Genomic DNA, 21,292 nt, shown 5'->3' with positions numbered 1-21,292 from the left:
ATGAATATACTTTATTGTAGCTCTGAAAGCTATCCATTTATTAAGACGGGAGGGCTTGCTGACGTTGCAGGCTCACTGCCTTTAGAGCTTAAAGCCATGGGAGAGGACATTCGCGTTGTGCTTCCTCTCTATGGTCAAATACCAAATGAATATAGAGAAAAAATGGAGTATGTGGGCTATTATTATGTGGACATTGGAATGAGACATGACTATGTGGGCATAATGAAGCTTGTGCATGATGATGTAACATTTTACTTTTTAGACAATGAATTCTATTTTAAAAGGCAAAATGTTTATGGTGAGATTGATGATGGAGAGAGATTTTTATTCTTCTCAAAGGCTGTAACCATACTTCCAAAGGTAATAAACTTTAAACCTGATGTCATTCACACCAATGACTGGCATACTGCCATGGTGAATGTATATGTAAAGGACTTTGCCAGGGGAGACGACTATTATAAATCCATCAAGACAATGTTTACAATTCACAATCTAAAGTACCAAGGTGTCTTTAACTCAGACATACTTGGCTTTGCAGGACTTTCTCCAGAGTACTTCAATGACGAAGCCCTAAAGTACTACGACTGTGTAAACTTTATGAAGGGTGGAATTGTTTTTTCAGACATCCTTACAACGGTTTCAAACACCTACTCCAATGAAATACAACATGCTTACTTTGGAGAGGGACTGGACGGCATAATAAGAAAATATTCCTACAAGCTATATGGAATCGTAAATGGACTGGACTATAACACATGGAATCCATTAACGGATAAATATCTTGTGAAAAATTATGACATAGATAGCATCGATGACAAGGTTTTAAATAAACTTGAAGTTCAAAAGATGTATAACCTACCACAAAATCCTAACATACCTATGTTTGTCATGGTGTCTAGACTTGTGGACATGAAGGGATTAGACATTTTGCTTTTCATTATGGACGAACTACTTTACTTTGAAGATATACAGGTGGTGGTTCTTGGAACTGGAAGTTATAACTACGAAGAGTCACTTAAGTACTTCCAAAATAAATATCCAGACAAGTTTGCCGCAAGAATTTATTATTCAAATGACGAGTCTCATTTACTATATGCAGGAGGGGACTTCCTATTGATGCCTTCACTGGCAGAACCATGTGGAATATCTCAGCTAATGGCAATGAGATATGGAAATCTTCCAATCGTTAGAGAGACCGGCGGACTTAAAGACACGGTCATTCCATATAATAAATTTACTGGAGAGGGAACGGGTTTTTCATTTGCGAATATAAATGCCCACGAACTGCTGTTCACAATTAAAAATGCAATAGCAACCTACTATGACAAGGAAGCTTTTAATAAACTTCAAAAATCGGCCATGCTTCAAAAGAATGACTGGGAAAGCTCTGCCAATGAATATTTAAAATTATATAAGAGGACTTCGGGAATATATGATTAAAGTTGATAGATATGAATTAGCACAAAAAATTGAAGAAGAACTCTATATAAGAAATGCCTTGGCGGACTACGAAGTAAATAAAAAAGATGTGTATAACGCATTGGTAAAATCTATTAGAGATATGGTGGCTTATTCTTGGAGGCGTTCTAAGGATAAGCCTTTTTCAAGGGAGCAGATTTATATCTTCTCCTTTGAATATAATATCAGCAACTTTTTAAAAAAGAACTTAAATCATCTTGGCCTTAATGAAGTGGCACGACAGGCCCTTCAGATATTAGGATACGAATTAGATGAAATATTAAAGTGTGAAGTGTTTCCTCTTCTTGGAGAGGGGGAGCTAGGGGACCTTTCATACTTTATGCTTGAAGGTAACTCTAAAAGTAAAGTAAAGGCCTATGGATTAAGATATGAAAGTGGAAGGTTCAAACAGGAAATAGTAAATCATAACCAAGTTGAAATGGTTAATAACTGGACCTTGGAATACTTTCCATGGGAAATAAAAAGAAATAGCGAAGACATAAAGATATATGGCAAGGACATTAAGTCCACAGCCTATGACATACCTATTATGACAGGGAACTTGGATAATACAAACACCCTTAGGCTATTTGAATCCAATGTTGAGAGGCTAACATATCCCATGAAGATAATTGAGGGAGAGGGCCTTAGGGATATTGAAAATTATCTCTTTACAAATTCTCTTTCAAGATTTTTATACATGGAAGATGTTAATCCACTGGGCAAGAAGATAAGACTTGGACAGGAATACTTTTTGGCAAGTTCTGGAGTAAGTGACATTATAAATGACTTTAAGAAAGTTGATGAGGGTGAATTTGAAAATAATTTCAAAGTACTTTTAAATGGAAGTCATACCATAATAACAATTCCAATCTTCATTAAAGAGTACACAAAAAACTTTGGAGTTTCTAAAGAGGAAGCACTAAAGACAATAGAAGAAAATTTTGAATTTAGAACCTTTGAGTCCATTGAGACAAATAAAAAGATTTGGTCTAGAAGTTTAATAGAAGAGGTTTGTCCAGATATTTTAGAATATCTTGACTATATTTATGGTGGATTTGAAAATGAAGCGGAGTACTATAATTTTTATAAAATATTATTTAACACAGTGAAGAATATAGTTCCCATGTCTAAGATGCAAAGTGAAAGCTTTAGTAGGGAGTACAGTCTAAATAATGGCGGAATTTCCAAGGAATATGAAGTGGAAAAAAATCTACTAAATATTTCGCCTTGGCTTTGTCAGGCAAATCCAAAACTGTATAAACTTTTAAGTGATGTATTGGAAGAAGATGTTTCAAAAAATCCTTCTTCATTAAAAAAACTTCCTGACCAATTAAAAGTTGAACAGCAAAATGAATTTGAAAAGATAAAATATGAAAACAAGTTAGACATAAAGAGAGATATTTTTGAAGAATACAAAATAATTTTAAATCCAAAGTCCATGTACATTATGAACTTTGGGACTTTTCAAGAGAAGAGAAGACAGTTTTTGACCTGTCTATACCTAACTGAAAAGTATTTTGAACTTATTGAAAACGCTAGCTTAGATATGCCGGACATGACCTACTTTATTGGTGGATTGTCTTCGCCAAAATATCTTCAATCAAAACATGTGATAAAATATATAAATATATTGAAGGACATTGTGAATAGCGACCTGTCCATAAAGGATAAGCTAAAAATTGTCTTTGTGGAAGATTTAAACAGAAAGAAAATACTAAATCTTTCAAAGGGCTGTGATGTGGTTGAACAAATTGCAACTCCAGGACTTGAAGTTGTGGCGAAAAAAGTTTTAAATTACATGATAAACGGATCCCTTGTAATGGGAAGTAGAACTGGAATCAATTTAGAACTGGAAGAGAATAATGGCTGTTTCATATATCTATTTGGAAGTTCGAAGGAGGAAGTGGAATACAAAGACCTTTCTAAGATAGAAGAAAAAATTAGAAGTGGTCGTTTGGGAAATCTTATAAATAAAATAAGAAATTCTAATTTCTTTGAACTTAAAAATTCCTTTGAAGAGCTTTACAATTTGATTTTAAAATACAATGACAGTTTTCAAGTGTTTGAAAATTATGATGAATACTATGAGAAATGGAAAGAAATAGAAAGAGATTATAGAAATAAAGATGATTGGAGAAAAAAATCGTTACAGAGCATAAAAGCTTGCGGTGATTTTTCTATCTCCTAAAATTTTAGCAGGTGTATATGAATTACGAAGAGATAAAAGATATAAACTTAGGATTTAGGTACAGCAAAGAAAAAACTACATTTAAGACCTATTCTCCACGTAAGAAGATATCCCTTCTTATATATAACGACCCACAGACCATGGAAAGGGAAAAATATGAAATGCAAAAGGATGAATTTGGTTTTTGGGAATGTGTAGTAGAAGGTGATTTAAATCTTAAGTACTATAATTATTTAGTTGATGAAGAATATGAAGTGACAGATCCCTATTCTGTTTCTGCTTCAGTGAACAGTAAGAGGTCCGTTGTTATAGACTTGGAAATGACAAATCCAAAGGGCTTTTTGGAACATGAAGTGCCGGTGAATAACAAAGACGATGCAATAATTTACGAAACCCATGTTAAGGACTTCAGTTTCCATGAGTCATCGGGAGTTTCAAAAGCGCATCGTGGAAAGTTTTTGGGCATTACTGAAGTAGACACAAATTACGAAGGATATAAAACAGGACTTAGCCACCTACAGGAGCTTGGCATAACACATCTTCACTTGATGCCGATTTATGACTATTTAACAGTGGATGAAAATAACGAAGCCTTTGACAATCAAAACAATTATAACTGGGGCTACGACCCTGAACTTTATAATGTTCCAGAAGGGTCCTACGCAGTTGATTCAACTGACCCAATTGCAAGGATAAAAGATTTTAAAGAGCTCGTGATGGCGGCACATGAAAAAGGAATATCCGTAGTAATTGATGTGGTTTATAATCATACCTTTAGAACCATGGACTCAAACTTCAATGTGCTTGCTCCATCATATTATTATAGAATGAATCAAGATGGCACCTTCTCCAACGGATCAGGTTGTGGAAATGAATTTGCTTCAGAGAAGGCCTTGGGAAGAAAGTTTATTATCGACTCCCTTAAGTATTGGGTTAAAGAGTATAAAATTGATGGATTTAGATTTGATTTAATGGCGCTAATGGATAGGGAGACCGTTGATATTTTAATAGAGGAATTAAGAGAGATAAATCCAAATGTTTTAATCTACGGCGAGCCGTGGATGGCGTGGGGTTCAACCTTGCCAATAAATAATCAAACCCTACCAGGTTCACAAAAGGGCAGAGGCTTTTCCATATTCAACTCTAGATTTAGAGACTCCATTAAAGGTGACAACGACTCGGACGGCAAGGGTTACATTCAAGGTGAGTTTTGGATGAAGGGAGATGTTCAAGTTGGCATCATGGGAAGCACAACCTCACTGGAAGGTTATGAAGGGCTAACCATGTATCCACAGGAGAGCATAAACTACTTTAACTCCCACGACAATTTAATCTTGGCGGACAAATTAAAAAAATCTATTTCAGAAGAAGACGTAGAAAACTTTACGGAAATAAGCAAAATGGCTTTTAGTATAATTTTACTTTCACTGGGCCTACCATTCTTCCACGCTGGAAATGAGTTCTCCCGTTCGAAGAACATGGACCATAACTCATACAATAGTCCCATAACCACAAACCAAATCCATTGGAGTTTGAAAAAGGAAAACTATGAGTTAAATGAACATGTGAGGAAACTTATTCATCTAAGAAGAGAAAATTCAAAGTTCATGTTAAAGAGCTACGAAGATATTTCTGAAAGCTTTTACTTTATAGAAAATCTTCCTGACTCAGTAATTGCTTACACCATATTAGCCCAAGATGAAATTCTATTTGTGCTTCACAACAGCGGAAGAGTCGAATTCACTTTGGAATATAAAAATCTTGAAGATCATATAAAAAACAATTACAAAGACCTTTCCATTAAAAATATGAAAATAATTTTTGGAGAAGATGAAAGGGAAGTTTCTTTAGGTGAAAATATTAAAATTTCACCAATTACAAGTTATGTTTACAAAATTGGATGTAAAAATGGAATATAGAGAACTAGATGGGTTTGAAGAGATGTTAAAAGATGAAAACTTTCTTTTAACCAAAGATAAAATTTTTAAAGACAGAAGAACACAGGAATTCAATGGGAATTTAGAAGCTTTTATAATGCTCTACTATTTTTATTACAAAATGGACAAATATGGGTATCTATTTAACGATGAGAATGCTTTTTGGGATTTCAAAAAAGTTTTTGAGAACAAGGCCTTTTTAATTCTTCAAATGGCCCATAGGGTAAGAGCTTTCAGCGTAAAGAGAGGCAGAAAGATGCATTACATGAAAAATGCATGGATTTGGAAGGAAGAGGCCATTTATAATTATATTAACTCCGGTCTATACCACGGCTGTCCTTTATTAATGGTAACTTGGAACAACAAGGACGAAAAGTTGAGGGGCAAGTGGGGACTTATAGTAGGTGTTAAGCGAGAAGGAGAAAAAATATTTGCAAAGATATTCAATGGACATGAATTTTTTGAAACTGATTTATCCCGTTGGATAAGGAGTAAATCACTTTACAAGGGATTGGCGTACTTTCGTTAGGAGGGCAAAATGAATTACAAAGAAATTTATAGACAATGGTTAAACGGAAATGAGTTTGACGATGAGACAAAAAAAGAACTGGCGGCCATAGCGTCTGACGAAGAAGAGATTAAAGACAGATTTTATCAAAGCTTACAATTTGGGACTGCAGGCCTTAGGGGAAAGATTGGAGCCGGTACAAATAGAATGAACGAGTACATGGTTGCAAAAGCTACACAGGGATTTGCAACTACTATAATTGAAAAAGGCGACGACATAAAGGGCGAAGGAGTTGCCATATCATATGACGTTAGACATTTTTCAAAGGAGTTTGCAAGAATCACTGCGGAAGTCTTTGCGGGAAATGGAATAAAGGTATATCTTTCTGACGACATTAGACCAACACCACTACTATCCTACGCGGTGAGAAACTTTAAATGTGCCGGTGGGGTAATGGTAACTGCAAGCCACAACCCAAAGGAGTATAACGGATACAAGGCTTATGGACCAGAAGGGTCACAAATTCTTGAAGACATGGCAAGTTCCATTGAAGAAAACATTGGAAAGATTGAAAGTTTTTCTGAAGTTAAGAGGTTGCCACTGGAAGAGGGAATTGAAAAGGGACTTATTGAGATGTACTCCACAGAGCTTGACAAAAAATATTTAAAGGACGTACTGTCCCTTACAATAAATGAAGATATTGATAAGGATATAAAAATTGTTTACACTCCACTAAATGGAACTGGAAACAAATATGTTAGAGAGGTTTTAAAGAGAAGGGGCTTTAATAACATAGTTGTGGTTGAAGAACAAGAAAACCCAGACCCCGACTTTACAACTGTTGGCTATCCAAACCCTGAGGATCCAAAGGCCTTTAAGTATGCCATTGATCTTGGCAAAAAAGTTTCTGCTGAAATGTTAATAGGCACAGACCCTGATGCGGATAGAGCAGCCATTGAAGTTAGGGACAAAGAAGGAAACTACGTGTTCCTAAATGGAAATAAAATTGGCGCTCTAATGATCCATTACATCTTGAGCCAAAGATATGAAAAGAAAGATCTTCCTTCAAACTCAGTTATAGTAAAGAGTATTGTAACGGGAGACTTGGGCAAGGCCATTGCGAATAAATACTCCGTTGAAACAATTGAAACCCTTACTGGATTTAAAAATATCTGTGCGGTTGCAAATGAATCTGAAATCACCGGTGAAAAAGAATTTATCTATGGATTTGAAGAAAGTATTGGTTATAACTACGGAACTTTTGTAAGGGACAAAGATGCAGTAAGTTCAGCAATGGTGATTTGTGAAATGGCTGCTTACTATAAAAAGCAGGGCAAGTCATTACTGGATGTGCTTGAAGAACTTAAGGATGAGTATGGTTTCTATGATGAAAGATTAATTTCCATCGTTCTTGAAGGGCTTGAAGGACAAGAAAAGATTGGTCAAATCATGAAGGAGTTTAGAGAAAATCCTCTTACAGAGATAAAGGGAATGAAACTTGAAAAGACCATTGACTATTTAAATGACGACACTGGAATACCAAAGTCAAATGTACTTAAGTATTACTTTGATGATGGATCATGGTACGCCCTTAGACCTTCAGGCACAGAGCCTAAAATAAAAATATATATCTACTCCAAGGGAGAAAGTGAAAAGGACTCTAAAAAGAAATTGGATTTAATTGAAAAGAGTACTAAAGAAAAAATAGATAGAGTTTAGAAAGAGAGAAGCAAGTCTTCTCTTTTTTTATGCCCTTTTGATATAATAGTTGTAAACATATTTAAGGAGGACAACTTGAACATATTAGAAAAGAGAATTCTTGACGAAGGAATAGTCCTTCCAGGAAATGTACTAAAGGTAGATGGCTTTGTTAATCATAGAATCGACCCAGAATTTTTTATGCAGATTGCAGAAGAGTTCAAGAGGCGATTCGAACATTTAGATATAGATAAAATACTTACGGTGGAAGTTTCTGGAATTGCAATAGCATTTGCAGTTGGACTTGCCATGAATAAAAAAGTTGTATTCGCAAAGAAAAATATTTCAAAAACCCTTGGAGATGATGTGTACAAAAGCTCTGTATACAGTTATACTAAGGGAGTTACCTATGATATTATGGTTTCCAAAAACTATTTGAACAAAGGTGACAGAGTTTTAGTTATAGATGATTTTTTAGCAAATGGAAAGGCCTTGGAAGGGGTTTACGATATTTTAAATCAAGCTGGGGCAGAGCTTGTGTCCACTGGAATACTAATTGAAAAGGGATTTCAAAATGGAGGAAAGAGGCTTAGGGAAAAGAGATATGAAATTGAGTCACTTGCCACAATAAAATCTTTAGAAAATGGCAAAGTGGAGTTTGAAAACTCTGTAGACTTTTAACAAATGTTACAAAATCTCTAAATTATAGGAAAATTTAAGTTTTTCGTGTAAAATATTAGTACTTGGAATATTAGTACTTAAAATATTAGGAGAAGATATGAATTTTATTATTGAATTACTTGAAAAGTTTTTCTCAATTCAATTGACAGCCAATATGAAACTATATGACCTATTGGCCATGATATTCAAATACGCCTTTGTAATAATAATTTATTATTTCATCTTCAACATAATAAAGATGATTTACCTTGACATCAAGGGAATTAATAATTTAAATACACCGGCGGACAGCTATTTGAAACTTATCAATAGAAAAGAGAGATTACCTTTCAAAATACAAGAACATTATTTTATAAAAAATAATACTACAATCGGAAGAGCTGACGGTAATGACATTGTGCTTGGAGATAGATTTATCTCAAAAAAACATGCCAGAATTTTTAAACAAAGGGGACAGTTCTACCTTGAAGACCTGGGCTCTGCCAATGGCTCATATGTAAATGGCCAAAAGGTGTCTGGGGTAGTATTACTTAAAGATAAGGATTTGGTTGACTTTGGTCAAGTTGAATTCTTATTTGTAGATGGTGATGATGACGATGAAAAATAAAAAAACGCTTAAGAGAAATGAAAGCAGTTTTTTTAAAAAGATATTTAGTAAAGACTTCAACTTTACTAGATCCAGCGTAAAAAATCCCCTAAGGCTTTTACTTTGGTTTCAGATACTTGCCATGGGACTTATTTCTGTATCTGCTGGAGAAAACTTCAATACGAAAAACACTTTGCTATTCATTTCTTTTATTATTGGTGTTAATGTGGCAAATAGATTGGTGGTAAAGGTCACCGATGGAGACAACTATCTATTACTGGTAGCCTCAATGCTATTTAGTATTGGCGTTGTAATGATTTTTAGACTTAATCCATACGAGGGAACAAGACAGCTATTTTGGTATTTAATAGGCGTTTCTATGTTCTATGTAACCTACTTTATACTAAAGTCATTTAAGGGCTGGGAAAATCTTACGCTACTTTACTTGGCAGGATGTTTCTTTATGTTTTTCATAACCATAGTATTCGGTTTTGAAAAGTACGGTGCAAAGAACTGGGCCGATATTAAGGGCATAGTGTTTCAGCCATCGGAATTAACGAAGATATTATTCATCTTCTTTATAGCATCTTTTGAAACAAATGAAAATCTATTGACCGGCAAGAAGCTGTCCAAGTATCACTTTTTAATTGAAAAGAAAAAGCCGCTTACCTTTATGGTGGTTGCCTATTCGCTAATTGGACTGTTTTTTATACAAAAGGACTTAGGGTCTGCTGTAATATTTTTCATAGTGTATATTATTTTTATGTACATCTTTGATTATAATAGATACTTCTTAGCCTTAAACATGCTCTTAGCAGTGGTGGGAAGTATAATGGCCTACCTAATGTTCTCTCATATAAGAGTTAGATTTGATATATGGCTTGATCCATGGAAGTCAGTACAAGACAAGGGATACCAAATTGTACAATCCCTATTTGCTCTTGCATCGGGAGGCTTCTTTGGTACGGGACTTAGACTTGGTCGTCCCGATTTAATACCCGTTGCAAGCTCTGACTTCATCTTCCCTGCAATTGTAGAGGAGATGGGAGTGTTTACAGGTATGGGTATTATAATGCTATTTATGATACTTGTGTATAGAGGTTTTAAAATATCCATGGAACAAAATAATCTATTTTTTAAATACGTAGCGTTGGGCATTTCAATAATGTTTGCCTTCCAAGCCGTGTTTATGATAGGTGGAGTACTAAAACTAATTCCAATGACAGGTATTACAATTCCATTTGTAAGTTATGGTGGTAGCTCCATGGTAACTTCGTTTATCTGTCTAGGAATATTACAATACTGTTCATCGGATATAAAAGATAAGATGGTGGAAGAATGGAAAGAATAAATAAAAAGATAATAGTTGTGCTTACCATGTTTTTAGGAATGTTCTTAGCCTTGGTGTTATACATGACTTACTTCCAAATTGTAAAGGCAAAGGACATTGCAACTGGGGAGTACGCTCAGTACAACAGAAGACATTGGGTTGATGAAAATAAAGTCAAGAGGGGAACTATTTACGACTCTGAAGGAAATGTGCTAGTTGAAACTCAAACCGACAGCAACAACAATAACTTTAGAAAGTTTTTATACGGTTCTATCTACTCGCCAATTACTGGATTCAACTCTAAGAATTATGGAACAGCTGGTCTTGAAAAGTCATATGCAAAGACACTTTTAAACATAAAAGAGAATACACCACTATCTGAATTAAAGAAGCTTGTGGAAAATCAAAAAGATGGAAACAACTTGACACTAACAACAAACTCAGAACTTCAAAGCTATACCATGAAGCTTTTGAAAGAGCATAAGGGGTCCATTGTGGCAATGAATCCAAAGACTGGAGAAATTTATGCCATGGCTTCCTTCCCAACATTCGACCCAAATACAATTACAGCGGACTGGGAAGACATTATAAATAATGAAAAGGACGCTAGGCTACTTAACAGAGCTACTCAAGGGCTTTACACACCGGGTTCCGTATTCAAGGTTGTAACTGCCACAGGTATTTTAGAAAATCAAGATAAAGTTGAGAGCATGGAAATAGAGGACGAAGGTTCAATTAAGATAGGTGGATATAAAGTAAGTAACATTAATGGAATGGTAAATGGAAGAACCGATTTGAAAAAGGCTCTAGTAAAATCATCCAATGTTTACTTTAGTAAGCTCGGTTCAGAAGTTGGTGGAAAGATTTTGCAAGATGTAAGTAGTAGATACTTCATCGGAGAAAAAATTCCATTTGACCTACCAACTACAAAGTCCATTAATGGATACTATGATGGAATAGACGCTGCAAATATTGCAACCACATCCTTTGGACAGGGGGACACTTTAGTTACTCCCCTTAATATGGCAATGGTCATGTCTGCCATTGCAAACAATGGAGTTATGATGAAGCCATATATAGTAGACAAGGTTACAAACCCTGAAGGAGAAGTTGAGTTTAAGAAAAATCCTGAAATACTTTCAAAGGTAACCACACCTGAAATTGCAAATGAAATCTTAAAAGATATGGTTGCAGTAGTAAGGGATGGCTCGGAAGCGAGCTTGAGAGCAGTTACAGTTGCAGGTAAGTCAGGTACTGCAGAAATAAAAGATAAAAAGTCCACAAACGCATGGTTTATTGCAACAGCGCCGGCGAAAAATCCGACCATTGCTGTTGCAGTTGTATTGGAAGACAGTGGAACCGGTGGAGACGAATCCGCTGGGCCAATAGCAAGAGAAACCATAAGAAAGGCATTAAACCTTGGACTTGGAGAATAAATAAGCGAAGACTCTATGAGCCTTCGCTATTTTATTTCGCTTTTAATTTTATCATATAACATTTCCGTATCCTTGTCGGTCTTTTCATTGAAAATATAATTTTTATCCGCCTTTATAAAGATAACTTTTTTGCTGTTGTTGTAATAATATAGCCTTACATTTCCAATTCCCCTTACTGAAAAGGATCCATAACTTTGGCTTTCCAATGAGGTGCCATTTGTCCTTACAACTTCGCTTTTAGGAAATTCATCCAATAATTTTATTTCTTTGATGTCCTTATATTTTATTTCGTCATTGTACATCTTTGCAGAGATTAATATTTTATCCCTTCCCACATTGTAATTGTAGTTTGTAGGAGATAGGAAGTAAGGTAGTGATGCTAGTAGAACCACTCCTATGACGATACTTCCATAAAAAATTGCCTTACCTACTGGTCTTCCTCGGTTTAAATCTATATTGCCCGGGGACAACTTTGATGGCACAAATATTCTTGCATCGTCTTTGTTTTTATATCCAAAGATATCGTAGTAGTCCACTTCATCCACATTTAAATTTACATCTTCCTTTGAAACCCTATACTGACTAATGACAATGGCGAGCATTCCAAAAGTTATGGCGATTACATAAATTATAAATGGCCAATATGCATATGGGTTTTTGTAAGAAATAATAGTTGCTAGCAAAGTCAATACAGATAGAAATGAAGTAAAGATAAGTATCGTTTTACTAAACTTGCCCTTGTTTTTTATATTTAGCTTTACATTTTCCTCTGTGTCCTCTGAATAAATTATATTTGGCGATTTTTCTATTGACATGGCAAAGTAAATTAGGCTTAGGTTTATAAGGGACCCAGTAATTAGCATCATGGTGGAAGTTTTAACGTCAAAGTCTAAAAAGAAAAGTCCCGGTAAAAGTAATATCATTGGAAGTAGGTGCATGAATTTACTTGGCATATTCTTTTTTATTTCCACATTTGCCTTTAAGTCGGCGTACTTTACACTTGACTGTACTCTCTTAAGCTTTTTATACTCCCTAAGCTCCTTCATTGCCTTGTAGATGAAGATGTTTATTAAAATGGCGTAAATAATAATCCCAAAGACAAATAAAAGCATTTTAATTAATTCTGTCTCTGCAAAAAATACCAAAAGGGGTATTGGAAGAAATATTTTAAATATTAAAGAGCTTTCTCTTTTTAAATTTTCTGTAATTTCACTTACCCTTTCGTCGTTAATTATGTCGTAAGGCATGGATGTGGCTAAAATATATCCGTTTTTGTAATTTGTAATATATTTTATTTGAAACTTCATTAAAAAAAGTATTAAAACCAAACAGCCCACAAGGATTAAATTAAATATCATAGCACCCTCCTAATAAGTTCTTCAATGTTGTACCCACGAGCCTTGCCTTCCAGTAAAAGTCTTTCTAAGTTCTTTTCAAATTCATCTTGTTTTAAATTATTTAAATTTGAAACTCTAGCGCCAACTCGTCTGTGAATTTCGATAAAGCCTTCATTTTTTAAAATGTTGTAGGACTTTTGAATGGTCATTGGATTTATTCCAAGATCTGCTGCAAGGGATCTCACTGCAGGAAGTTCATCTCCTGGCTTAAGTTCACCCATGCCTATTAAAGATACGATTTCGTCTCGCACCTGCTGGTAGATTGGAAATTCACTTGCCATATCAATTTTTAAAATCATATGCTCTCCTTCCGCTGTCTTATATGTATTAATGATTATAATACAAGTAATGCAAAAAAACAACTCCAAAATAATTTGGAGCTTATTTTTACTTAAAATAAATTTTTATTTCGTAATCTTTGAAAAGGTCATCAAGTTTAAGTAGTTCCTTAATTGTCTTTTCAGCCTTTTCATTTGCTTCAGTTAAAAGACCATTTTTAATTGCCTTTTCTTCCACAACTTTCTTTTGATCCTTTGAAAAGTCGTTATAGTCTTCAATCTTTATGGGATTAAATATTGTATCCTTTTCTAAAAAAACCTTTAGTGACTCTTCCTTTATCTCATGGGAAAGTATTGTGGAACTAGGAATTTGAATATCAATTCTATTATTTCCAAAGTCCACCACTGCATTTTCTAAATTCACACCGGCATGAATTATACCGTCGTATGAAACTATAAAACTCTTTGTGGTGAAGGGAACCTTCCAACCATAGAAGTCGTTTTGATTTTCAAACTGTCCCATATTTGTATAATAATATTTCGTTGTAGTTAATTCTTTTGCTTCTTCCAGTCTATTATTAATTAGTTCGGTGGTCATCTCTGGAGTCATTTCCTTCTTCGTCTTTAACATTCCAGCAAAGAAAAGGGCACACCCAAGGACCAAAAGAACAATTATTTTCACAAATAAAAACTTTTTACTCTTTGTCTTCATAATACCTCCTAATGTTTTATTATAATGTATGATAAAGATGTGAAAAAATCAAGTAAGATTTGATTATGTAGCTTATTTTTTTGTATAATTGAATAATCGAGGTGAATTATGATAGAAATTTTAAAAGCGATTATACTTGGGATTGTTGAAGGGATTACGGAATGGCTTCCCATATCTTCAACGGGCCATATTATTTTAGTTGACGAATTAATAAAACTTAATGTAAGTGATGAATTTATGTCCATGTTTAAAATTGTAATCCAACTTGGAGCAATTTTAGCTGTGGTGGTACTATTTTGGAACGACATCTTCCCATTTGAAAAGAGAGAGGGAAAGGTTGCTCTAAATAAAGAAAAGTTTAGCCTTTGGGGGAAAATTATTATTGCCTGCATTCCTGCTGCTTTAATTATTCCATTTGATGATGTGTTTGAAGAGATGTTTCATAAACCGATCCCCATAGCACTGGCGCTTATAATAGTTGGTATACTATTTATAATTGTTGAAAACAGAAATAAAGATAAAGTTCCTAAGGTTAATGACGTCAAAAGCATAAGTTACAAGATTGCTTTTTATATCGGTGTGTTTCAGCTCTTTGCAGGAATATTTCCAGGGGTTTCAAGATCAGGATCCACAATACTTGGAGGTATTCTCCTTGGACTATCCAGAACCGTTGCCGCAGAGTTTACTTTTTACTTGGCAATCCCTGTTATGTTTGGCGCAAGCTTTTTAAAACTACTTAAGTTTGGGTTTGTATTTACATCCTTTGAGCTGATGATACTCCTAGTGTCTTCCATAGTTTCATTTGTTGTATCCATACTTACAATAAAGTTCTTGCTTTCATATGTAAAGAGACATGACTTCAAGGTGTTTGGTTGGTATAGAATAGCACTGGGACTAATTGTAATTTTATATTTTACATTTTTAAAATAGAAGGGGCGGCGGCTCCTTTTTTATTTACGAAAATAATTTAGCAATTTAAATTTATAAATTGACATGAAAATTAATCCATTTTATAATAATATCATTCAAGATAAAATGAAGAAATTTAATTGTGTTGATGTATAAAAATTTATTAAAGAAAGTGAGGGAAAAATATGATAATAGGAATACCAAAAGAATTAAAAGATCAAGAGTCAAGGGTTGCAGCTGTTCCAGCAGCGGTTAGTGACCTTGTAAAACATGGAATAGAAGTGTTAATCGAAACTGGAGCGGGACTGGGCTCTGGAATTAGCGATAAAGAATATGAAGACGCGGGAGCGCATATTATAAATTCTGCCAAAGAGGTTTGGGAGAGGGCAGATATGATTTACAAAGTTAAGGAGCCCCTTAGAGAAGAGTATAAATATTTAAGGGAAGGCCTTATTCTATATGCCTACCTACACTTGGCAGGTAACGAAGAGCTTGTGGATGAATTAATAAAACATAAGGTAACTGCAATTGGTTTTGAAACGGTGCAAAAGGGAAATAAACTTCCATTACTTCAACCTATGTCTGAAATCGCCGGTAGAATGGCAGTGCAAGAAGGAGCGAGATATTTGACAAAGCCTGAAGGTGGAAGGGGAATCCTGTTACAAGGTGTGCCTGGAGTAAGGCCTGCCAATGTGGTTATAGTTGGTGCCGGTACAGTTGGTACAGGGGCAACTAGAATAGCAGTTGGTATGGGTGCAAGGGTTACTGTTTTGGATGTAAATGTGGATGCCCTTACAAAACTTCACAATATCTTCCCAGATAAAATTGAAACCCTTTATTCAAATCCTATTAACATCGACGAAGCCGTTAGTGGGGCGGACCTTGTTATATCAACTGTGTTAATACCAGGGGGACGTGCTCCACAGCTGGTTAAGGTGGACAGCGTTAAGAAGATGAAGGAAGGTTCCGTTGTAGTCGACGTTGCCATTGACCAAGGTGGCTCAACTGACATAACACAGGGACGTCCAACAAGTCATAGCCATCCAGTTTTCAAAGAGTATGGCGTAACATTTTATGCCGTTGCAAATATACCGGGGGCTGTTGCCATGACTTCCACATATGCATTATCAAATGCCACAACAGTGTATGCAAAGGCAATTGGCGAATATGGTCTTAAGGGTGCCATTGAAAAATTTCCTGAATTAAAATCGGGAATAAACACATATGATGGCAAGGTTGTTATTAAATCCGTGGCAAAGGACACTAAGCACGAACTTTGCGAATTAAATTTATAGATAAAGAGGGCCTGTAGGCTCTTTTTTATTTTGCTATGTTATAATGAATAAGGGAATGAAATAAATTTTGAAATAGCTAACAGGTCTTTAATATTTATATTTAGACCTTTTTTGATAGGAGAAATAAATGAACGAATTACTTAAAGGACTTAATGACAGACAAAGAGAAGCGGTGTTGACAACGGAAGGTCCACTTTTGATACTTGCTGGAGCCGGCAGTGGGAAGACAAGGGTATTAACAACGAGAATCGCCCATATATTAAACGAAGGCCTTGCAAGAAGATGGGAAGTACTTGCCTTTACCTTCACCAACAAGGCCGCTGGGGAGATGAAGGAGAGAGTTGAAAATCTACTGGGAGAAGATGTTTCAAGCATGTGGATTGGAACCTTTCACTCCATTTGTGTAAGGATTCTTCGTGCAGAGATTTCAGCCCTTGGATACACAAACAACTTCACCATATACGACAGGTCCGATCAACAGTCACTAATCAAAGAGATACTTAGGGACAAGGGACTAAGTGCAAAGGACTTTCCCGTGTCACAATGTTTAAACGCAATTTCCTCTGCGAAAAATATTGGGGAAGGTGTCAATTACATTAATGACATCTACGGATACCATCCAACTTATAAAGTATTTGGGGAAATTTTTGAAGAGTATGAGAGAAAGAAAAAATTATATAATTCTTTGGACTTTGACGACTTAATACTAAAGACTTTGGAACTGTTTAGAGAACATGACTCCATAAGACAAAAATACGAAAATAAATTTAAATATGTATTTGTGGATGAATATCAAGACACTAACAAGCCACAATATGAACTAATCAAATATTTTTCTAAAGGATATGGAAATATTTGTGCCGTTGGCGATGGAGACCAATCCATTTATGGATGGAGAGGTGCCGACATAAGTAATATTTTAAACTTCGAAAAGGACTTTGATAAGGCGAAGGTAATTTTATTGGAACAAAATTATAGATCTACAAAAAATATTTTGGATACTGCCAATAAGGTAATAAAAAATAACTTTGAAAGAAAAGAAAAAAATCTTTGGACCGATAATAAAAAAGGTGACAAGGTTATTTACAAAGAGGTGGACTCAGACTCTGAAGAGGCCATGGTAGTTACAAATTATATTGAACAGCTTCGCCATGACGGCTACAAGTTTGAAGATATGGCAATTCTATACAGGACAAATGCCCAGTCCCGTGCCTTCGAGGAGATGCTCATGCGTGAAGGCATCAACTACAGGGTTGTTGGTGGACTGAAGTTCTATGACCGCAAGGAGATTAAGGATCTTGTTGCATACTTGAAGATATTTGTAAATCCCGATGATGATGTGGCGTTAAAGAGAATTATCAACATCCCTAAGAGGGGCATTGGAGATACTACATTAAATAAACTTTCCGACATTGCCCTTGAAAAAAATTCATCCATATATAGAATTCTTTCTGAAACTGCCATTGAAGGAATAACTGGACGTACCAAGGCAAAGCTTCAAGAGTTTATTTATATGATGGAAAATATAAAAAGAGAAAAGGATAGTTTATCTGTTACGGACTTTGCAAACCATGTTTTAGAAAAGTCGGGATATTTAAAGATGTTAGAAGACTCAAACTTAAGGGAAGATAAAACGAGAATAGAAAATATTTCTTCCTTTGTATCGGCGATTTCAGATTATGAAAAATCTGCAGAAGAGCCTTCCTTGGAAGATTACCTTGCAACGGTGACTTTGCTTTCAGATGTGGATAAGACCGACGACTCTAAGACGGGAGTTAGCCTTATGACCATACATGCGGCAAAGGGACTAGAATATAAAATTGTATTTCTAACGGGCATGGAAGAAGGGCTTTTCCCTTCAGAAAGGACAATTGTAGAAGACGACGGTCTGGAAGAGGAGAGAAGGCTTTGCTATGTGGCCCTAACTAGAGCGGAAGAAAAGTTATATCTTACATCATGCAGCAGCAGAAGGGTCTTTGGAAAATTTATGATGCATAAACCATCCCGCTTTATTGAAGAGATGGGCGATTTGCTTGAAGTTGAAAAGCCGAAGTCATACCAATACACCGACAACTTTAGAGAGACCTTTGCAACTTCTGCACAGGATATGGCAAAGGATTTAAGGGCTAGCTTTGTAAAAAAATCTGACCCAAACAAAAAGACCTTGGAAGGGGTAGAGTTAAAACTTGGATACAAGGTAAAGCACAAGAGCTTTGGTATTGGAACAATTATAACAATCACTGAAAAAAATGGAGGGGACGAGCTTGTAATCGCCTTTGATAAAAAAGGCATTAAAAAGCTTAACAAGAGCATGGCCCCATTGGAGTTATTAGATGAGTAATAAGAGAATTGAAGAATTAGTAAAACAATTAAACGACTACAACTATCACTACTATACTCTTGACGAGCCCATAGTATCTGATGGCGAATACGATAAATTATATGATGAATTAGTAAAGCTTGAACATGAAACGGGAATAGTATTGTCCGAATCGCCGACACAAAGAGTTGGTGGTGAGCTTTTAGAGGGCTTTGTAAAACATACCCACTTGGCTCCTCTATATAGTTTGGACAAGGCACAAAATATTGAAAAGATCCGTGAGTGGGAGAAGAGGGCGGAAAGACTTGTAAAGGCCTCAAATGAAAAAGTATTAGAATTATTATTTTTAGTAGAACTTAAATTTGACGGCCTTACAATAAACCTAACCTATGACGAAGGAAGGCTTGTTATGGCAGCCACTAGAGGAAATGGTGTTGTTGGAGAAGACATTTTGGCCCAAGTAAAGACCATCCCATCAATACCATTTACAATTCCATATAAGGGTAGAATTGAAGTGCAAGGAGAGGGGCTAATGCCACTTTCTGCACTGCGAAAATATAACGAAAAGTATACTCCTGCCCTTAAGAACGCACGAAATGCAGCGGCGGGAGCTTTGAGAAATCTGGACCCAAAGGAGACGAAAAAGAGAAATCTCACAGCATACTTTTATAATGTGGGCTATATTGAAGGAAAAGAGTTTACAAGTCAAGAAGAGATGATGCAGTTTTTAAAAGACAATCGCTTTAAAGTGCATCCATTTATAAAAAAAGCCAAGACATTGGAAGAGCTGGAAGAAATTCTTTCATATATAGAAGAGTACAGAAAAGAGATTGATGTATTAACTGACGGTGCAGTTATAAAGATAAACGACATGAAGACCAGGGAAGTTCTTGGATACACAAATAAATTTCCAAGATGGGCCATTGCATATAAGTTTGAACCAGAAGAGTACAGCACCATCGTCAGAGAAGTTGAGTGGAATGTTGGTAGGTCTGGCAAGGTAACGCCAACTGCTTTACTTGAGCCGGTGGAAATAGGCGATGTATTAGTTAGTCGTGCCACTTTAAACAACATGGACGACATCGAAAGAAAACAAGTTAAGATAAATTCCAGGGTGTTAATCAGAAGGTCCAATGACGTAATCCCAGAAATCCTTGGAAAGATTGAAGACTATGAAGATTCAAAAGAAATAGTTATGCCTAGTGACTGTCCATTCTGCCACACACCACTAATAAGAGACGGAGTACACTATTTCTGTCCCAACTCCATGAACTGTGAACCGCAACTTGTTTCAAGGCTTGTTCACTTTGCATCAAGGGACGCCATGAATATAGATGGACTTAGTGAAAAGACCATTGAGAAGATGCTTGAGATACTAAAGGTACAGGAAATATCACAAATATATTCACTAACTGCAGAAGATTTATATAAACTTCCAGGATTTAAAGATAAAAAAGTAAACAATCTTTTAAATGCAATTGAAAATAGCAAAGAAGTAAGACTCAAAAACTTTATCTACGCCATTGGAATACCAAATGTGGGAATAAAAACTGCAGAGGACTTGGCAAATAGATTTAAAACATTTGACAATCTTAGAAAGGCTACTGCCCAGGAGCTGGTGGAAGTTCCGGACATTGGTGACATAACCGCCGATGCAATAGAAGAGTTCTTCCATGATGAAAAGGTGGTGGAAGGTCTAGACAGGCTACTTGATGAAGGCGTTGAAATTATAAAAGAAGAAAATAAAAAAGATGTTGAACAAAAGTTTAGCGACATGCGTGTAGTTATAACAGGGTCCTTTGAAGACTATTCAAGAAAAGAACTTGAAGAGATATTTAAATCCATGGGAGCAAAGACCTCCTCATCTGTATCCAAAAACACAGACATGGTTGTGGTCGGCGAAAAACCAGGTTCAAAGTTTGACAAGGCGAAGGAACTGGGCATAAGAATTGTGGAAAAAGATGAGCTTGAAAAAATCATAAAATAAATTTATAGAAGGTGCAAAATGAGTAAAAAAGAGAAAAAGGAAATGGACTCAAGAAAAATATTTTATATATTTACTGCTATTTCCCTGTTAATTTTTGCGGTGGGAGTTATAATTACCGCCGTCAATGGAAGATTAGATGGCAGTGTGTTTAATAAAAGATTGGACTTCCTTGCAGATATGACTTTCTTTATACCATTTTGCCTTTGGTCTTGGCTAGTTTTGTTTGGACTTCTATTCGTTAAAAAAAACTTTTTAGTTGTGACCATATGCATACTCCTAGCCATACCACATATAATTTTTATTGCGGTGATGGTTGGCTACTCAAATTCAATGATGGAAATTCTAAAAAGATATGTTATGATTTTTAGCTTCGGAAGTCTAATGTTGTAATTGAATAAATATTTACCTATATGAAGGGCATGCGCTAGTGGCGTGGCCCTTTTTATTTTGAAAAAATAAATTTGTAAACTTACAACGGGAAAAGCCTTTCTTTTTTATAGAAGACAGTATAGAATAGAAAAGTAAAAAGAATTAAATTCGCTTGCAATATTTAAAAAAATGTATTATGA

17 protein-coding genes are annotated in these 21,292 nt (G+C 35.4%); 14 read left to right on the top strand and 3 right to left on the bottom strand.

Annotated features, from left to right (window positions below):
* The 9 genes from glgA (at nt 1) to L6651_RS04345 (ending at nt 11,825) form a co-directional block, all read left to right on the top strand.
* Nucleotides 1–1,440, top strand: coding sequence for a glycogen synthase GlgA (gene glgA / locus L6651_RS04385; protein ID WP_237036785.1), 1,440 nt, complete (start codon nt 1–3; stop codon nt 1,438–1,440).
* Entirely contained in the window at nt 1,433–3,649 is a 2,217-nt protein-coding gene (locus L6651_RS04380; protein ID WP_237036784.1) for a glycogen/starch/alpha-glucan phosphorylase, read from the top strand. The genes glgA and L6651_RS04380 overlap by 8 nt, the downstream gene beginning before the upstream one ends.
* A 17-nt stretch (nt 3,650–3,666) precedes the next feature.
* Nucleotides 3,667–5,568: a type I pullulanase gene (gene pulA, locus L6651_RS04375; RefSeq protein ID WP_237036783.1), complete on the top strand. Its 1,902-nt coding sequence runs from the start codon at nt 3,667–3,669 to the stop codon at nt 5,566–5,568.
* Nucleotides 5,558–6,115 carry a hypothetical protein gene (locus L6651_RS04370; RefSeq protein WP_237036782.1) on the top strand — a complete coding sequence of 186 codons (558 nt, stop codon included), beginning with the start codon at nt 5,558–5,560 and terminating at the stop codon, nt 6,113–6,115. The genes pulA and L6651_RS04370 overlap by 11 nt, the downstream gene beginning before the upstream one ends.
* Nucleotides 6,116–6,124: 9 nt before the next feature.
* Nucleotides 6,125–7,813 (top strand): phospho-sugar mutase, encoded by a 1,689-nt coding sequence (locus L6651_RS04365; protein ID WP_237036781.1) that lies wholly within the window; start codon nt 6,125–6,127, stop codon nt 7,811–7,813.
* 75 nt (nt 7,814–7,888) lie between these two features.
* Complete coding sequence (locus L6651_RS04360; protein WP_237036780.1) at nt 7,889–8,473, top strand: xanthine phosphoribosyltransferase; 585 nt, start codon at nt 7,889–7,891, stop codon at nt 8,471–8,473.
* 97 nt (nt 8,474–8,570) lie between these two features.
* Nucleotides 8,571–9,080, top strand: a complete 510-nt coding sequence (locus tag L6651_RS04355) for an FHA domain-containing protein (RefSeq protein ID WP_237036779.1) — start codon at nt 8,571–8,573, stop codon at nt 9,078–9,080.
* On the top strand, nt 9,070–10,410 hold the full coding sequence (locus L6651_RS04350) for an FtsW/RodA/SpoVE family cell cycle protein (RefSeq protein ID WP_237036778.1): 1,341 nt from the start codon (nt 9,070–9,072) through the stop codon (nt 10,408–10,410). Before L6651_RS04355 ends, L6651_RS04350 begins: the two co-directional genes overlap by 11 nt.
* A complete protein-coding gene (locus L6651_RS04345) occupies nt 10,398–11,825 on the top strand; it encodes a peptidoglycan D,D-transpeptidase FtsI family protein (protein ID WP_237036777.1) in 1,428 nt (475 codons plus the stop codon). Before L6651_RS04350 ends, L6651_RS04345 begins: the two co-directional genes overlap by 13 nt.
* A gap of 26 nt (nt 11,826–11,851) precedes the next feature.
* On the opposite strand, the gene L6651_RS04340 is transcribed toward L6651_RS04345, so the two are convergent.
* The 3 genes from L6651_RS04340 to L6651_RS04330 form a co-directional block, all read right to left on the bottom strand.
* Complete coding sequence (locus L6651_RS04340; RefSeq protein WP_237036776.1) at nt 11,852–13,183, bottom strand: PH domain-containing protein; 1,332 nt, start codon at nt 13,181–13,183, stop codon at nt 11,852–11,854.
* On the bottom strand, nt 13,180–13,521 hold the full coding sequence (locus L6651_RS04335) for a GntR family transcriptional regulator (protein WP_237036775.1): 342 nt from the start codon (nt 13,519–13,521) through the stop codon (nt 13,180–13,182). The genes L6651_RS04340 and L6651_RS04335 overlap by 4 nt, the downstream gene beginning before the upstream one ends.
* 88 nt (nt 13,522–13,609) lie before the next feature.
* The gene (locus L6651_RS04330; RefSeq protein WP_237036774.1) at nt 13,610–14,212 is read right to left on the bottom strand and encodes a DUF4230 domain-containing protein; all 603 of its coding nucleotides are present in this window, start codon (nt 14,210–14,212) and stop codon (nt 13,610–13,612) included.
* Between the two features lie 108 nt (nt 14,213–14,320).
* On the opposite strand from L6651_RS04330, the gene L6651_RS04325 reads away from it, so the two are divergent.
* The 5 genes from L6651_RS04325 (at nt 14,321) to L6651_RS04305 (ending at nt 21,113) form a co-directional block, all read left to right on the top strand.
* On the top strand, nt 14,321–15,142 hold the full coding sequence (locus L6651_RS04325) for an undecaprenyl-diphosphate phosphatase (RefSeq protein WP_237036773.1): 822 nt from the start codon (nt 14,321–14,323) through the stop codon (nt 15,140–15,142).
* Between the two features lie 164 nt (nt 15,143–15,306).
* Complete coding sequence (ald, locus tag L6651_RS04320) at nt 15,307–16,416, top strand: alanine dehydrogenase (RefSeq protein WP_237036772.1); 1,110 nt, start codon at nt 15,307–15,309, stop codon at nt 16,414–16,416.
* A 127-nt stretch (nt 16,417–16,543) separates the two neighbouring features.
* The gene (locus L6651_RS04315; RefSeq protein ID WP_237036771.1) at nt 16,544–18,757 is read left to right on the top strand and encodes an ATP-dependent helicase; all 2,214 of its coding nucleotides are present in this window, start codon (nt 16,544–16,546) and stop codon (nt 18,755–18,757) included.
* Nucleotides 18,750–20,723, top strand: a complete 1,974-nt coding sequence (gene ligA, locus L6651_RS04310; protein WP_237036770.1) for an NAD-dependent DNA ligase LigA — start codon at nt 18,750–18,752, stop codon at nt 20,721–20,723. Before L6651_RS04315 ends, ligA begins: the two co-directional genes overlap by 8 nt.
* A gap of 18 nt (nt 20,724–20,741) precedes the next feature.
* Entirely contained in the window at nt 20,742–21,113 is a 372-nt protein-coding gene (locus L6651_RS04305; protein ID WP_237036769.1) for a hypothetical protein, read from the top strand.
* Nucleotides 21,114–21,292: the final 179 nt, after the last annotated feature.

Origin of the sequence: Mediannikoviicoccus vaginalis, assembly GCF_928097925.1 — a bacterium.
GTDB lineage: Bacteria > Bacillota > Clostridia > Tissierellales > Peptoniphilaceae > Mediannikoviicoccus > Mediannikoviicoccus vaginalis.
Note: the sequence above shows the minus strand (reverse complement) of the source record. Positions and strands in the feature narration are given on the sequence as shown.